Consider the following 16,393-nt stretch of genomic DNA (forward strand, 5'->3'; position numbering starts at 1 on the left):
ATTGATTATTTTATAAAAATATAAATACCTGTAGTACAGCAAGTAGAGTGTGAGTATACGTAGAGTTCTAAGCTTTTTACTTACAGTTATATGTGTTAGAATCGATGTTCATAATATTGAAGGTGACTTAATAGTGATTTACTAAATTTTAACAGCTACACAATGAAAAGAATTATTTTACTTATACTAGCAAGTATATTATGGACAGGTATTTATGCTAAGGACTATTATCTTAGCAGTGTATCTGGTAGTGATACAAACGTAGGAACAAGTACCAATTCCCCATGGAAAACTTTATCGAAAATTAGTAGTGTACAACTAGGCCCCGGAGATAGAGTTTTATTTAAAGCAAACGAAACATTTAAAGGAGAATTTATTGTAAATGGATCTGGTACTCAAGGTAGCCCAATTGTAATTACTTCTTATGGTACAGGTAGTAAACCGATTATTACAGGACAAGTCGGGGCAGCCGGAGGAGGAGATTATATGCAGGCTATTCTTGTCGAAAATAATGACAATATCGTATTTGATGGCCTTGAAGTACAAAACAACAGGACAGTAAACCGTAGTGGGGTAGACAGTAAAAAAGCCTTTGGCATCCACATTCGTAACTTTACTTCAAATAAATCTCTAAAGAATTTTGTGTTACGCAATATGACTTTAAGAAGTGTTTATGCTGTTCAGCCGATTCTTCACAGAGAAGATTTTGATAACCTAGAGGTTTCAGCAATCAGGGTTTACAATCTCCCAAACACCCAGGATAAGGTGAGGAATATTCAAAATGTATTAGTTGAAGATTCGTACTTTACAGATATTCAGCGATTGGGTGTACACTTTAAGCACGATGGAGCAAATGCAGATGGAGTTGGTACCGATAAGATGAACAGAATTCAGGATGTGGTAGTGCGTAATTGTACTTTCGACCATTTAGGAGGTTCATCTGTATTGCCACAGCAAACTTACAATTGCTTAATTGAGCATAACATGTTTGACCATCCGGGAGCGAGTACTGATCCAAGAATGCCAGGAAGGGGAAGTGCTGTGTGGAATTGGCATTCCATCAATACAGTAGTACAATACAATTCATGCATTAGCTCTAGAGGTTATTTAGATTCTCATGGAGCACATGTTGACAACGAAAATGACTACACATTTATTCAGTACAATTATATGATTGATTGTGAAGGTGGTTTTGTAGAAATTCTAGGAGGTAGTAACCATTCAGTTTACCGATTTAATGTGAGTGTGAACGACGGTTGGAGAGATGGTGGTGGTGTAACTGGATCATGGTGGAACAGCAACCACACTATTTGGATTACTCCTGATATTATGAACAAAGCACCAGACCTTTGTGAGGTGAATTACATATATAACAACACAATGGTGCTTGACAAAAATTTCGAGACGTGTATTGAAATTGATGCTAAAGACACCCACATTTTCAATAATATCTTTTATACGACCAATGGTGGTGGAATAGGAACAAAACATACTGTAATAAAAACCAACAATGCTCCTTTTGTTGTAGACAACAATCTTTACTTTGGTAATATTGACTCAAGATTTTCTGGTTATGACAACAACCAAGTAAATGCGAATCCTTCATTTACAAATACAGGAACCGGAGCCGATAAATACCAACTGAATAGCGACAGCCCTGCCCTGCAAAAGGGAATTAAAAATCCTGGTCCGGCTATTCCTGGAGCCGGAACAGGTATATTTGCAGATCTAACACCTTACCCAACTCAGGATTATTATGGCAACCCAGTTGATTATGCTTCAGGAAATATTAGTATCGGTGCATATAACGGAGCAGGAAATAGTGCAGGTGAATCTGTGAGTGGAGTTTCTGTAACACCAAGCCAAGTGACTATTAATGTAGGGCAGACAGTTGATTTAGATGAAACTGTTGAACCAGCAAACGCAGCAAACAAACAAGTTAGCTGGACATCTAGTAATTCAAATGTTGCAACGGTATCTAATTCGGGACTTGTAACAGCAGTTGGAGTAGGCTCTGCTACCATAACAGTAAATACCTTAGATGGTAATTATACTGCAACAGCAAATATTACTGTACAGTCAGAATCAGTTGGATCTGATATGATTTTGAACCCTGGTTTCGAATCTGGTAGCACTTCATGGACGTTTAATGGCTCATCTAGTGTTGTTTCTAACAACCAACGTTCGGGAAGTAATGCTGGTTACATAAACGGAAGTGGGGGCATTGTTCAGATTGTAAATTTGAAGGCTAACACGACTTACGAATTAAGTGCTTATGGGAAAGTAGGACAAGCAGGTCAATCGTTTTATTTGGGCTTAACAAATGAATCAACTGGAAATTTCATCGAAAACCGTTTATTTACGACTACTAGCTATCAAGCTCAGTCTATCACTTTCACAACCGGGAGCAGTAACCTACAATATAGAATATGGAGTTGGAATGATGAGGGTGGAGCATACTATATTGATGATTTCACATTAACCATACTTTCTGATACTACCGTTCCAGAATGGGAACCAAAAGCATACCCCCATGGAGCACAGGTGATGTACAATGGTATTTTATACGAAGTAGTTTGGAGCAGTGGCGTTAAGACAGGAAGTTGCGTTCCTAGTTCTTGTAGTGGTTGGAAAGAAGTTAGTACAAATAACACATCTTCTGCACGAAATATAACTAATCAAACGAATTCAAATATTCAAGTTTATCCAAACCCTTCAACAGGAACTATAAACATTAATTTGAACGAAATGGAGGGGGTGCGTGAAGTGAAAATATTCGGACTACAAGGTGAGTTGGTGTTTAAACAGCAGGTTACTACAGATAAAATCACCATAAATACGGGTAACTTAAAAGGGTTATTTGTTTTAACTGTACAAGGGCTATCACAATTCTATTCAGAAAGAATAATTATTGAATAACCTCCTTAAAGAAAATTACATGGAGCTGAGAAAAAGTATTTGCTTATTTTTTCACAGCTCCTAATTCTTTAAAACTAAGAAGTTTTCAAGAAATCAAATAAAAAAGTGATCACAAGATCATACATTTAGTACTCACTTAAGATTCGGTTGAATAACTCTCCCAAACACTCATAAACCGAATTCAGAATATTAATCCAAAATCAACCTTGTCATACAAACTTCTATATTGAAAGTGTGTAAATGTCGCAAAAACAGTGATTTATAGATAAATATACGTGGAGTGATAAGCTTTTTACTTACAGTTATATGTGTTAGAATCGATGTTCATAATATTGAGTGAAATGTAATACTTACTTATTTACTAAATTTTAACACGTACTGAAATGAAAAGAACGTTATTTCTTATTTTAGCAAGTATTTTATGCTCAGCTATTTATGCCGAGGATTATTACCTCAGCAGTGTATCCGGAAGCGATACAAACGCAGGAACTAGTGCCAATTCCCCTTGGAAAACTTTATCGAAAATGAATAGTATCCAACTAGGTCCAGGCGATAGAGTTTTATTTAAATCGAATGAAACATTCAGAGGAGAATTTATTGTAAATGGATCTGGTGCAGAAGGTAATCCAATTATAATTACTTCTTATGGTACTGGAAGTAAACCGATTGTGACAGGACAAGTTGGAGAAGCTGGTGGCGGAGACTATATGCAGGCTATTCTTGTCGAAAACAATGACAACATTGTATTTGACGGACTTGAAATTCAAAACAACAGGACGGTAGACCGCTATGATGTTGACAGCAAGAAAGCTTTTGGCATCCATATTCGTAACTTTACAGACAACACATCCCTTAAGAATTTTGTGTTCCGAAACATGACGTTTAAAAGTGTCTATGCGGTTGAGCCGATTCTCTACAAACCAGATTTTGATAAACTGGAGGTTTCAGCCATTCGTGTTTACAATATCCAAAACACATTGGATAAGGTGAGGAATATCCAAAATGTATTGGTTGAAGATTCCTACTTTACGGATATTCAACGATTGGGAGTACACTTTAAACACGATGGTGCAAATGCAATTGGAAATGGTACTGATAAGATGAACCGCATTCAAGATGTGGTTGTGCGCAATTGTACATTCGACCACTTAGGTGGCTCATCCGTATTGCCACAGCGCACCTACAACTGTTTGATTGAGCATAATATGTTTGACCATCCTGGAGCAAGTACTGACCCAAGAATGCCTGGAAGAGGTAGTGCTGTATGGAATTGGCACTCGATTAATACAGTAGTTCAATACAACTCTTGTATTAGTTCTAGAGGCTATTTAGATTCTCACGGTGCACACGTAGACAACGAAAACGACTACACATTTATTCAGTACAACTACATGATTGATTGTGAGGGTGGTTTTGTTGAAATTCTTGGAGGAAGCAACAATTCAGTTTATCGATTTAACGTGAGTGTGAACGACGGTTGGCGTGAAGATGGTGGTGTAACTGGAGCATGGTGGAACAGTAACCATACCATTTGGATTAGCCCTGATATCATGAATAAAAAACCAGTTCGTTGCGAGGTGAATTACATCTACAACAATACAATGGTGCTTGACAGGAATTTCGAGACGTGTATTGAGATTGATGCCAAAGATACCCACATTTTTAATAATATCTTCTATACTATTAACGGTGGAGGTATAGGTACAAAGCATACTGTAATTAAAACAAATGATGCTCCTTTCGTGGTAGATAATAACCTATATTTTGGTAATATCGACTCAAGGTTTACAGACTATGACAACAACCAAGTAAATGCGGATCCTTCGTTTACAAATACAGGAAGCGGAGCGGATAAGTATAAATTAAACAGTAACAGCCCCGCCCTATATAGTGGAATTACGAATCCAGGCCCTGCTATTCCTGGAGCAGGTACGGGTATATTTGCAGACCTACCACCTTACCCAACTCAAGATTATTATGGGAATCCTGTTGACTATGCTTCAGGAAATATTAGCATCGGTGCTTATAACGGAGTAGGTGATAGTGGGGGTGAACCTGTGAGTGGAATTACTGTAACCCCAAGCCAAGTGACGATTAATGATGGACAAACAGTTGATTTGGATGAAACTGTTGCACCTGAAAATGCTTCAAACAAACGAGTAAGCTGGACATCAAGTAATGAGTCGGTAGCTACAGTTGACGAATATGGTGTAGTAACAGCAATAGCTTGCGGTATAGCAAACATTACAGCTACAACATTAGACGGAGGCTTTACAGCAACTAGCCAAGTGACTGTAAATATTCCTGTGTCTAGTGTTAGTCTTGTGTCAAGCACTCTTGATTTAACTGTTAATGACAGTTATCAGCTTACAGCAACTGTTCTTCCTGCAAATGCTTGTACAAAAGAAGTAAGCTGGACCTCTAGTAATACTAATGTTGCAACAATATCTAATTCGGGGCGTGTAATGGCAATTGGAACAGGCACAGCTTCTATCACCGTAAATACAATGGATGGTAATTTCTCTTCAACAGTAGATGTTACTGTAAGATCAGAACCTATTGAAACTAATTTGTTATTGAATCCAGGTTTTGAGTCGGGCAGTGTTTCATGGACGTTTAATGGTTCATCTAGTGTTATTACTAACAACCAACGTTCAGGTAGTAATGCCGGTTATATTGACGGAAGTGGCGGTATTTTCCAAATTATAAACTTAAATGCTAATACGACTTATGTATTAAGTGCTTATGGTAAAGTTGGGCAAGTAGGTCAATCGTTCTATTTGGGTTTAACCAATGAATCTACAGGAAATTTCATCGAAAACCGCTTATATACCACTACTAGCTATCAATCTCATTCCATTACTTTCACTACCGGTAGTGATAACTTACAATACAGAATATGGAGCTGGAATGATGACGGTGGATCATATTATGTGGATGACTTTAAGTTGATTGAAGAAAATGATGACATTCCAGTAACTGGAGTTACACTAAATACAAATGCCGCATCTATAGATAGTGATGGAGAAGTAACATTATCAGCTTATATACTCCCTTCTAATGCAAGCAACAAAGCTGTAACTTGGAGTTCAAGTAATTTAGCTGTTGCAACGGTTAACAATGGTGTGGTAACTGCAGTTAGTAAAGGAACGGTTCTTATTACAACAACAACTTTAGATGGGAACTATACAGCAACAGCAGAAATAAATGTACTTACTGAAGCAACTGTTGCCGAATGGGAACCAAAAGCATATCCACAAGGAGCACAGGTGATGTACAACGGTGTATTATATGAAGTAGTATGGAGCAGTGGCGTTAAAACTGGAAATTGCGTACCTAGTTCTTGCAGTGGTTGGAAAGAAGTGAGCACAAATAACACTTCTTCGTCACGAACAATAACTGATAAAACAAATTCCAATATTAGCGTTTATCCAAACCCTTCAACAGGAACTATAAATGTTAATTTGAACGGAATGGAAGGAGTGAATGAAGTAATGATATTCGGACTGCAAGGTCAGGTGGTATTTAAACAGCAAATTATTGCTGACAAAATTACCATCAATACGGGTAACTTAAAAGGTTTATTTGTTTTAACCTTACAAGGACCATCACAATTCTATTCAGAAAGAATAATTATTGAATAACCCCTTGGGTTAAGAGTACAGGGAGCTGTTTCGAAAAGGTTTTTACTAACCTTTTCACAGCTCCTTTATCAATTAAAATTATACTTCCTTCAAACTGGGATTAGAATGAATACCCTCAATATTTCTCGAGATTATTTAAGAAGAAAGTAGGGATGAGTCCTAAAGAGTATATTAATATGAACTAAAAAGGAAAAATAAATTTTGGACAAAATAAATAGAGAGAGTTGATGTTTGTAACTAAAGATGTATATTGTATTGCTGAATAAAATGTGATGGTGTATTTTAGTACTTTAAGCAAATTTTTACTAAAGCGGAAGCTGACTTTTTAATTATACCACTAATTGTACAATTGTATTGGCGTATTCCTCATTGGATACCAAACCTATTTATTTATCTATGTATGTAGTGCAAGTATAATTGATTCGACTTCGAGGAGTGGCTCATAAAAGCGTGTAAATATCATAAAAGAAGACGTTAAGAAATTCAACATACTATGGATATCATCTCTCACACATTAACAGGAGTAGCTGTAGGAACGGTAGCCGCTTCATTCTCTAAAAAGAAGTGGACAGACAAATTAATGATTCTATTGGCAGGCGGCTTTGGTGGTGCATTACCAGATATAGACGCTATATCATTATGGTCAAAATTTGATGCTACTTTTGGTAAAGTCTTTCATTTAGAAAGTACAGGTAGAGTGATTTATGGTGAAAAATTTTGGTATTCACATCACGCAGTTTTTCACTCTTTGATGATGCCCATTGTTTTATCTCTTTTGTTCATTGTCATTATTTGTATTATCAAACGCTATTCTTCAATAGCTGAAATTAAGAACCATCTAAAAACGCAATACCTTAAATACTTCGCTTTTTGCCTTGGTTTCATTTTCCATCTATTCGAAGACATGCCCACACCGGCAAGTGTATGGGGAGGGGTCAATTTTTTCTTTCCAAGTTCAAATTACATTGGGGGATTTGGTAAAATATGGTGGTGGAACAACTACGATTTAACATTAATCATTTTAGTTGTGATATTATTCAATATATGTTTTAATCTCATTAAAAATTCGAATCGAACTTTTAGAATAAAATTAACGACTACTACTTTTCTCATGGGTACTCTTCTTTTTCTTTATCAAGTGAATACTCGACCAATGAGTTTTAAATACTCGGGTCATACCAACAAATACAGTGAGTTTGAATATCAATCCAAACAAATTCAGAAAGATATTCTAGGTCAGAAACTTTATCATATTATGGAAGAAATTGATAATAGAATTCCTTTATACTTTTAAAAAATATTTAACTAAAACCATCAAATGAACTTAAAAACAACATATAAAGCATTAATATGGATTGGTCTTCCTCTTCATTTTGTTGGGATAATAGCTGATGTTAATACCATACTTAAGACACGGAGTGGTTTTAGGACCAATACTTTTCCTAATTGGTGTCTTGATTTGGATACCTTTACGCATAAAAAATCCAATACCCTACCCAAATGATCCTAACCACAAAAAATCAATTTTTGATGAAATTCTTGATTTACTTTTGAAGAACTTTTTTAGGGAGTTTTTTGCATTCTGTTTGGCTTTCGGGATGTTCGTGACTTTTTTAGGAAATTCGATTTTAAGAAATTCTTCAGCGTTTAACACAACTGTTCAAATAATTCAAGTAGATAAACAATTGGAAGAAATTATTGGTGATTTTAGAAGTATAGGTGACCAAGTAACAGGTTCATGTAGTGCAGAGGAATCACAGTTTGAATTTAGTGCCTATGGAACAAAAGGAGGAACAAGGGTAAATATTGAACTCATAAATGATAATGGAGATTGGAAAGTGAAATCATTGAATTTTAAGTAAGGAAAGGTTTAAAAAAAATTATTATTCAAATTAGAAAAACTCCAATTACTCTTTATTTTATAATGAATCTTGTAGTTTAAATCAATACAAGTATTTTTGTTATTAAAATATTAAATATGAGTGAGGAAATACGCTGGAAACAAAGATTTGAGAATTTCAAAAAAGCACATTGATACTTTCGGAAGAGATTTTTATCAAAAAAAATAAATCAAATACTAAATAAATCATATCAATCAAATTAAATAATGTACTACAGAATACTAAATTCACTATTAATCATTGGACTATTTATTTCATGTACTACTCAAAATCAGAAATCTGATGAAGAGGTAGTTATCAATAATCCAACAAACAAAGTAAAGCTAAGTTCAGAAATTGTTTGGGAAAAACTTAACCCAGCAAGAGGAGACAAAAGCCCACAGGCAGGGACTATATTTGGCGATAGAAAAGGAGAAGTGCCTACAGGTTTCTTGGCCAAGTTCGTTGATGGATTTTCATCTCCACCTCATATTCATAATGTTACTTACCGAGCGGTGGTGATTAAAGGAACGATTCACAACGACGATCCTAAAGCGGAGAACATGTGGATGAAGCCGGGCAGTTTTTGGACACAGCCACAAGGTGAGGCACACATTACATCAGCCAAAGGGAAAGAAAATATTGCCTATGTAGAAATTGATAAAGGACCTTATTTGGTAAGACCGACCGATCAAGCTATTGACAATGGTGAGCGTCCAATAAATATTGATGTATCGAATATTGTATGGTTAGGTAGTGATCGCTCGAACTGGGTAAGTCAGTTAACCAAAATAAATTTCCTTTGGGAAAAAGATGGTCTTCAAGGATTATTTATCAAATTACCCAAGAATTTTAAAGGGGAGTTATTAAGCGAAGGATCGATTTTCCATGCAGTAGTAATTAGTGAAGGAGTGGATTATACTTTACCTCAAAATAAAGAATTAAAACACTTAGATGCAGGAAGTTATTTTACATCTACGGATAGTGCTAAACATACACTATCTACTAAAAATGAAACTGTAATTTATATCAGGACCAACGGATCGTTAAAAGTAAAATAATACAAACTGATAGGAATCAATAATCATTAGAGAATCATTTTTAAAAAAGATATGCTTTAACTTTAAATGGCCGTGTTTTATAAGAGTAAAACATGGCCATTTTTATATCAAGTCTGAAGATCAGCTACGGCTTTTACTGATCTTGATACAATGGTGGAAAATGACATTTACAAGTAAGCTAATGGAATATATTACATGTCAGAATGATGTAAATGACAAAGGAGATTATGTGTTGATTATTTTACTGTTTACTAACACCTTTCCATGGATTAAATTGATAATCATTCATATAATCTTGCCAAGTGACAATCAAAAGTTTTTCTTTACCATAATCAATAATAGGTGTATACCCAAGGTCGTAACAAAAGAAGTAGGTTTTATTCTTATTGGTTCTGTAAAAAGAAGTGAAGAACTTAAAGTTATATCCCATTTCCTCAACAGTACTTCTTCTTACTGTACCTTTTCCATGAGGGCACAATCTCCGTAATATCTTATAGTTCTCGTTAATGATTTTTTCGTGATGAATTTTATTGAAATAACGTTGACTAAGTATTTCGTTATTATATGCGTATCGACAGGTGTTTGAGCAGAATTTTTTATCCGTCCGACCCATCAAAATTGTTTTTTGACAATACAGGCATTTTTTGTCTTTCATGAATCTAAGTTTGTTAAGCAATGAATTCTAATTCTTATCAGAGAATTATAGTTTACGTAATATAGAACTTCAATTTAATAAATAAGCAAATATAAACGAGTATAAACGATTAATACTCGGATAATTAGAGTTTGATTTATGAATTTGTCAAAAATTTAATGTTCAAAAGCCAATCGTATGACAAAGGTAAATCTGACAATTCGATTGAATCCAATTAAGATTCATAACCAAAAATTTATTAAAGTAAGTTTTCCAATGACTGAAGGAATAAAGAAACTTATCAAAACACTTCCAGATGTAAAATGGAATAAGGAGTTAGAATGTGTTTATATCCCTGATGGATATAAGAGTGTTCAAGCGGTATTTTCTACTTTTAAAGGAATTGCATGGGTAGATACTAAAGCTGTGTTTCAAAGTAATAATAAAGAGACACTGACTCAAGGTGAAGAAATGAGTTATGAATTATTGTATAAGAAAATTCAGCAACAATACCCAAAACATAAGGCAATACATTTAAATGGATTGGTTAAAAAACTAGAGCTTTTTAGATATTCTATAAATACAGCAAATACCTATACAAGTATGTTGTACAGGTACTTGGATTATCTAGAGCAAAAAGGCTATAAAGATTTAAGAAATATTGAGGAGGGACAGCAGTCTAAATCACTTTTGGAGCAGTTTCTTTTTCATTTAGTATCAGTAGAGAAGAAGTCAGATTCTTACCAGAATCAAGCATTGAATGCAGTAAAGTTTTATTTAGAAAAAGTATTGGATAGAGATTATTGTTATTATAATGTTCAACGTCCAAGAAAGAAAGATAAACTTCCAGTAGTACTAAGCATGGATGAAATAAAGTCGATATTTTCCAACATTAATAACTTGAAGCATAAAGCTATTTTGATGACTATTTATTCAGCAGGATTAAGAATTGGAGAATTAGTAGATCTAGAAATAAAAGATATTGATTCCAAAAGAATGTTGATCAGAGTTGTGGAAGGAAAGGGTAATAAAGATAGAAATACTCTACTTTCAGAAAAGAACCTCCAAACTTTAAGAGCGTATTTTAAGGAGTATAGACCGAAAAAGTACCTTTTTGAGGGAGAAAAAGAAGGGAATAAATACAGTAGAACATCAATAGCTAAAATATTAAAGAGGGCAGTTTTAAAATCGAAAATTCAAAAAAGGGTTACAGTGCATACTTTACGTCATACATTTGCTACTCACTTATTAGAAAATGGAGTAGATTTGAGATATATACAATCTCTTTTAGGACATAACTCTGCAATGACCACACAGATTTATACTCATGTGAGTACCAAAATTGTAAGCGAAATAAAAAGTCCACTAGATAATTTGTAATATATATTAGAATTGTAATGCTTTAAGTTTGAATATTTAAAGTCGTTTCTTACCTTAATGGTAGTAAATTTTTTACTAATGGATAAACGCCATGGTGTTTAGCAAAATATAATGTGACATAGTGGTGTTTAGTAAATGTTATGGTGAATAGCAAAATTAAAAGTAAGTGGAAAGTTTAGATGAACTTGATTTGGAATTAAGTAAAAGAGTGCAAATCTTAGTCAAATCAATTAATTTTTATAAGTCTTGCATGGAGTTAAATCATCCTCAAGACCTTGAATTGAAATCTTTTGCTGACAATAATTCATTTATAAGAATGACTAGATATTCGTTGTGGTGTATGTCAGTGCTTGAATTGAACAAACTTTATGGAGGAAGTAATGATTATTACACAATTGAGAAGCTATTAAACATACTATTATATAATTGCAAAAAAGAGTTGTTAAACGATAAAATTGATAAGAGTACTTTGAAAGAGTGGATGTCAATTATTAAATCTGAAAAGTATAATAGGATAATTAAAAATTTAAATAGTTTAAGAAATAAATTTTATGCTCATACAGATAATAATCTAGACTTGTCAATTAATGAATTTGAAATTTTAGACAATGAAATAATTGACATATTTACTTTCACAAAGGAGGTTATTAGTGAAATTAGATTGAAAGTACTTGGCATCGATACTAATTTTGAAACAATAAAACGAGATAAGTATTCTGCTTTGAATGTTTTGAAAACTTTATACGAAAATAAATAATAATCACCATAACATTCTATATGATCCCATTGCCGTGTAGTAGTTATCTGAAAGTGAAGTGCTAAATTGAGGCACCGCCAAAACATTTCCTTCCTGTGAATTGAAAAGATCAATCAATCACAGATAAGCTAATCTTTTGGCTATTTAGTAATTTAAGAGTGCTCTGCTGAAAAACGGCAACAGGCACATATAGTAGGCGTTGTAATGCATATGTCAACCAATTTAGTATTTCTATTATGAGTATTACATTAAACTTAAAACTAGCTTCTCTTTTATTACTTTCTATAATTTCTGGTTTCAATAAAACAGAAATTGAAGGGTTTAATACTTTTATAAACCAGTTTCCAGAGGTTAGTTTACCCATACAATTTCATGGTCAAATTATTGAAAGTGAAACAACAATAAAGTTAGACCCAAAAATTAGTGAAAACTTTATTAAAGGGTCTCAATATCATTATGTTTATGGTAAAATACCTTCAAATGGTAAATATGTAGGAGTAATTACTTTAGGAGTAGCGAACACATTAATTCCATTTCTACATACATTTACATTAAATGGCGAATTAATATCTTCTGAACAAATATCATTGGGTACTTGTGGTGCAGGGATGTGTGTAAGTTGTATAGAAGTAACGGAGATTTCATCAAATTTAGATATTTATTTTGCAGATTCATTAACAGTTTATGACTGTAATGACGATGGTGAAGAAGTTTCAGATAAAAAAGATGAATTTGTTACTTATATTGAAGGAAATGTTTTAGACGACGGATATATAGTAATTTCAAAAGAGAAAAAAAATAAATTATAAACGCATTACAACATCAACTAAACTCCAATCACGGTTGACGCAACCGCTCACGAGTTTAGTAATCACGTTAGCCACAATAACCACTTCATAAAGCAAATGAGAAAAAGTAATATTTTTTGGATTATTTTTTTATCCTTCATTTTTTCAAGTTGTAATGATTCGAATAATATACCTTACCATATTAATGAAATAGAATTTTTAAATGGGAATATTAGAGTAATTTCCTTTTCATCAAAAAGTTGGCATACAGACAGTACAAATTACTATTACAGTAAAAATCATGAGCTTGAAAAAATATTAATTTTTAGTAATAGAAAAGTTATTACAACTTATTGTAAACATTGGCTAGACCCAAATAAAAATTCAATCTATTTTGGTACCCTAGATAGAGACAGTTTATTTGATGGTTATACAATCGTTAAGAGAAATATTAATAATCTACCTGAGATTTATGATTCATATTATCATGGTAAGAAGATGGCACGAACAAAATTCAATTATGGAAATAATAAAATCTTAGGTAAAGAAGATTTTACTCTAAAGGATTCTACAGAGAGAATTTTCAATTATATTTATAAAAGTAATATTCTAGTAAAAAAAGAATGTAATACTGGTATTCATAAGGTATTTTCGGATTATGAGTTTGATCACTTAAGAAATCCTGTTTCATGGAAAGAAGGATATTATGATGGTAATAAATTAAAGGGTAATCTCACTCAAGTGCATAGAAAATATACTTACTATTAAACTTTTAAAAGTGGCTAACATCAACTAAACTCCAATCACGGTTGACGCAACCGCTCTCGAGTTTAGTAATCACGTTAGCAACAATATCTTGTAGATATCTTAATTTTTGAAATAATTATTTTAATGAAAGTATTATTTTTTATATCTCTTTTTAATCTATATATGAGTGATCCTATTAACCAAATAATAGAAGGTAGAATAGAGTCATTTAAAGAAGTTTCAGAATTAACTATATATGATCAATTTGAATTGTATGCTAATAAACTAATAAGAAAGACCAATTTTAATTTAGAAAAAGGGTCAACATTCTTAGTTGAAAAATATTCAGATCACGGAAATGGTAGTCATTTTATTACTTGGATAAATAAAGAACAAATAATCGAATGTGAAATAATAAAAAAGAGAATAACAAAAATAAGAAAACGAAAAATAACAATGGAAGAATACACAAGCCTAAATAAAACTTACCATGAAGAACATCTTTGTAAAAAAGGTGAAATAAACGTTCTGCCAGCAAGTATATATTTAGTAACCAAATATGAAGCAGATGGTAGTTTTAAAAACTATTATTGTATTAATAATTAACATGTTGCTAACATCAACTAAACTCCAATCACGGTTGACGCAACCGCTCACGTAGTTTAGCCATCACGTTGGTGGTAATCATACTAAATCTAATAATGAAATTCAGACTTATAATAATTGTTCTAATTTGCGTGTCCAGTATTTCATATGGACAAGTAAAAGCCTTTGACTTCTCAAAATTGACGTTTAAAGGTCAGGAAATCATTTTATCTAAAGATGTTGTAATTAAGACATTTGGACAAGGTGAAATTAAAGACCCCCAATACGAATGTGGTTTTTATTCTAATGATCAGCCGGGCGCACCTTATTATCAAATATCTTTTGACTCTTTTAACTACATTGGAAGTGACTCTGAAAAATTCATTCTTGAACATGTCAATTTCAACCTTTATAGTGACCTATCAATTCAGTATGAAAAATGGACTTTGAATGGACAGACAACTAAAGCAGATTTGATAAAAATATTTGGTGATAACGTTGAGACTTATTTCGCTAATAATCCTGAACTTAACGATATCCTCATCCATAACACAAATGGAGATGACGGAGTTATATTTTCATTTAAGGAAAATAGACTTATCAGATTTCAGTACTGGTCACCATGTTAACAAAAAAAGCCTACCACCAACATCAACTAAACTCCAATCACGGTTGACGCAACCGCTCACGTAGTTTAGTATTCACGTTGTGCGTCATAATGCAAAAACTAAATGGAGACAAATTTTGAAATAGAAGAAAACTATGCCGTTCAATTAAACGGAACTCATATTGACCTTCACAATAATTTTGACTTTATTGGGTATGAAACAAACGAGAAGAAAATAACAATTGTCTTTAAACAAGCAGAAGGTGATTGGATAAAAAAGGACGAATTTAAAGCCTTAAAGTTTGAGTTTAAAAATGTCTTTTACGAATACTTTGTGGATGGAGATCCAAAAGCTGCAGAAGAGGATTCCCAACGACTTGGGGAAATCACCTTCTTCCCAGCCGAGTCTAGAGGAATTAATGACGGATTTATCCCGCAAGTAAAACCAAAATTGAATGACGACTTGATGATGCTTTTTGAAGACGGAAAAGTGATTCGTATTGGTTGTGAAAAAGTTGAATTAATCGTAGAAAAATAATAACGAACGCACAACATCAACTAAACTCCAATCACGGTTGACGCAACCGCTCACGTAGTTTAGTCATCACGTTAGGGTGCATTAAAAAAATGAAAAATTCGATTACATATCTCATAATATTGACATTGCTCATTTCCTGCAACCAGGAAAAGCGACTGTTGGAATTTTCACAAGAGAAGGCGGACGAATTTGTCGAAAAGTATGCTGTTGAATTTTTACAAGACAATGAACTTTTAAAATACAGCTATCACCCAAGAACACAATTTACTTATACAGGCGACTCTAGAAACAATTACAGGATATTTTTAAGAGAATCTGAAATCAGAATGATTTGCTTTTCGGACAGCTGCGAATTGATAGAATCATTTAACAACACACCATTAAAGCTGTCTAATGGAACTTACACTCTAAAACAAGACTCGATTTTTACAGAATTGAGTTATGACTCAACAACTTTTAATCTTCACGATTTCAAGCAAAACCCTGTAGACTATTTCAACGGACTCAAAAACCGACTTGAAAAATATGGAGTCTTTGCGTACTCCGAATCAAAGGACAAATCATTCATTAAAGTTTATCTTTCAGTTCAGTACTATCTTGTCTATTCTAAGGATGTTGAAAATGACATTAATGAAGATGAAATATTAAAATCCTATAACGACAATTGGCACTTCGTGAAAATGAAACGACAAATGGATTTAGGATGAAAGAAATAAAAAAAACGCACCCTAATAATTAGGGCTTAGTTAGGTCTGAAAGACCCAAAATTAAGCCCTAGTTGAACAAAGGCGGTAGTAGGTTACACATCGATGTCTGTATGGAACTTAGGGTAGACTTTTCATTGATATGGAAG

14 protein-coding genes and 1 pseudogene are annotated in these 16,393 nt (G+C 33.3%); 14 read left to right on the forward strand and 1 reads right to left on the reverse strand.

Going from position 1 to position 16,393, the window contains the following annotated elements:
* Positions 1-162: 162 nt before the first annotated feature.
* The 6 genes and pseudogenes from MY04_RS22105 (at position 163) to MY04_RS22130 (ending at position 9,504) form a co-directional block, all read left to right on the forward strand.
* Positions 163-2,919 carry an Ig-like domain-containing protein gene (locus tag MY04_RS22105; protein ID WP_066214452.1) on the forward strand — a complete coding sequence of 919 codons (2,757 nt, stop codon included), beginning with the start codon at positions 163-165 and terminating at the stop codon, positions 2,917-2,919.
* Between the two features lie 383 nt (positions 2,920-3,302).
* Positions 3,303-6,563: an Ig-like domain-containing protein gene (locus tag MY04_RS22110; RefSeq protein WP_066214455.1), complete on the forward strand. Its 3,261-nt coding sequence runs from the start codon at positions 3,303-3,305 to the stop codon at positions 6,561-6,563.
* Between the two features lie 116 nt (positions 6,564-6,679).
* Positions 6,680-6,748, forward strand: a pseudogene (locus MY04_RS28360) (AraC family transcriptional regulator); the annotation flags it as partial.
* A 308-nt stretch (positions 6,749-7,056) separates the two neighbouring features.
* The gene (locus MY04_RS22120) at positions 7,057-7,857 is read left to right on the forward strand and encodes a metal-dependent hydrolase (RefSeq protein WP_066214457.1); all 801 of its coding nucleotides are present in this window, start codon (positions 7,057-7,059) and stop codon (positions 7,855-7,857) included.
* A 97-nt stretch (positions 7,858-7,954) separates the two neighbouring features.
* A complete protein-coding gene (locus MY04_RS22125; RefSeq protein ID WP_066214460.1) occupies positions 7,955-8,425 on the forward strand; it encodes a hypothetical protein in 471 nt (156 codons plus the stop codon).
* 245 nt (positions 8,426-8,670) lie between these two features.
* Positions 8,671-9,504 (forward strand): DUF4437 domain-containing protein, encoded by an 834-nt coding sequence (locus tag MY04_RS22130; protein ID WP_066214462.1) that lies wholly within the window; start codon positions 8,671-8,673, stop codon positions 9,502-9,504.
* Between the two features lie 241 nt (positions 9,505-9,745).
* Here the strand turns inward: MY04_RS22130 and MY04_RS22135 are convergent, their stop codons facing one another.
* Entirely contained in the window at positions 9,746-9,982 is a 237-nt protein-coding gene (locus MY04_RS22135; RefSeq protein WP_084006067.1) for a hypothetical protein, read from the reverse strand.
* Between the two features lie 354 nt (positions 9,983-10,336).
* Between MY04_RS22135 and MY04_RS22140 the strand changes: the two genes are divergently transcribed.
* The 8 genes from MY04_RS22140 (at position 10,337) to MY04_RS22175 (ending at position 16,247) form a co-directional block, all read left to right on the forward strand.
* Positions 10,337-11,518, forward strand: coding sequence for a tyrosine-type recombinase/integrase (locus MY04_RS22140; protein ID WP_084006068.1), 1,182 nt, complete (start codon positions 10,337-10,339; stop codon positions 11,516-11,518).
* 166 nt (positions 11,519-11,684) lie between these two features.
* Positions 11,685-12,275 carry an AbiU2 domain-containing protein gene (locus MY04_RS22145; protein ID WP_066214340.1) on the forward strand — a complete coding sequence of 197 codons (591 nt, stop codon included), beginning with the start codon at positions 11,685-11,687 and terminating at the stop codon, positions 12,273-12,275.
* Between the two features lie 236 nt (positions 12,276-12,511).
* Positions 12,512-13,084, forward strand: coding sequence for a hypothetical protein (locus tag MY04_RS22150; protein ID WP_066214466.1), 573 nt, complete (start codon positions 12,512-12,514; stop codon positions 13,082-13,084).
* A 96-nt stretch (positions 13,085-13,180) separates the two neighbouring features.
* Complete coding sequence (locus MY04_RS22155) at positions 13,181-13,831, forward strand: hypothetical protein (protein ID WP_066214468.1); 651 nt, start codon at positions 13,181-13,183, stop codon at positions 13,829-13,831.
* A 123-nt stretch (positions 13,832-13,954) separates the two neighbouring features.
* Complete coding sequence (locus MY04_RS22160) at positions 13,955-14,416, forward strand: hypothetical protein (protein WP_066214469.1); 462 nt, start codon at positions 13,955-13,957, stop codon at positions 14,414-14,416.
* A 95-nt stretch (positions 14,417-14,511) separates the two neighbouring features.
* Positions 14,512-15,024 carry a hypothetical protein gene (locus tag MY04_RS22165; RefSeq protein WP_158297848.1) on the forward strand — a complete coding sequence of 171 codons (513 nt, stop codon included), beginning with the start codon at positions 14,512-14,514 and terminating at the stop codon, positions 15,022-15,024.
* A 102-nt stretch (positions 15,025-15,126) separates the two neighbouring features.
* Positions 15,127-15,540, forward strand: coding sequence for a hypothetical protein (locus MY04_RS22170; RefSeq protein ID WP_066214472.1), 414 nt, complete (start codon positions 15,127-15,129; stop codon positions 15,538-15,540).
* 158 nt (positions 15,541-15,698) lie between these two features.
* On the forward strand, positions 15,699-16,247 hold the full coding sequence (locus MY04_RS22175) for a hypothetical protein (protein ID WP_066214474.1): 549 nt from the start codon (positions 15,699-15,701) through the stop codon (positions 16,245-16,247).
* The last annotated feature ends 146 nt before the right edge of the window (positions 16,248-16,393 follow it).

The sequence above is a fragment of the Flammeovirga sp. MY04 genome, assembly GCF_001682195.2.
Classification (GTDB): Bacteria; Bacteroidota; Bacteroidia; order Cytophagales; family Flammeovirgaceae; genus Flammeovirga; species Flammeovirga yaeyamensis.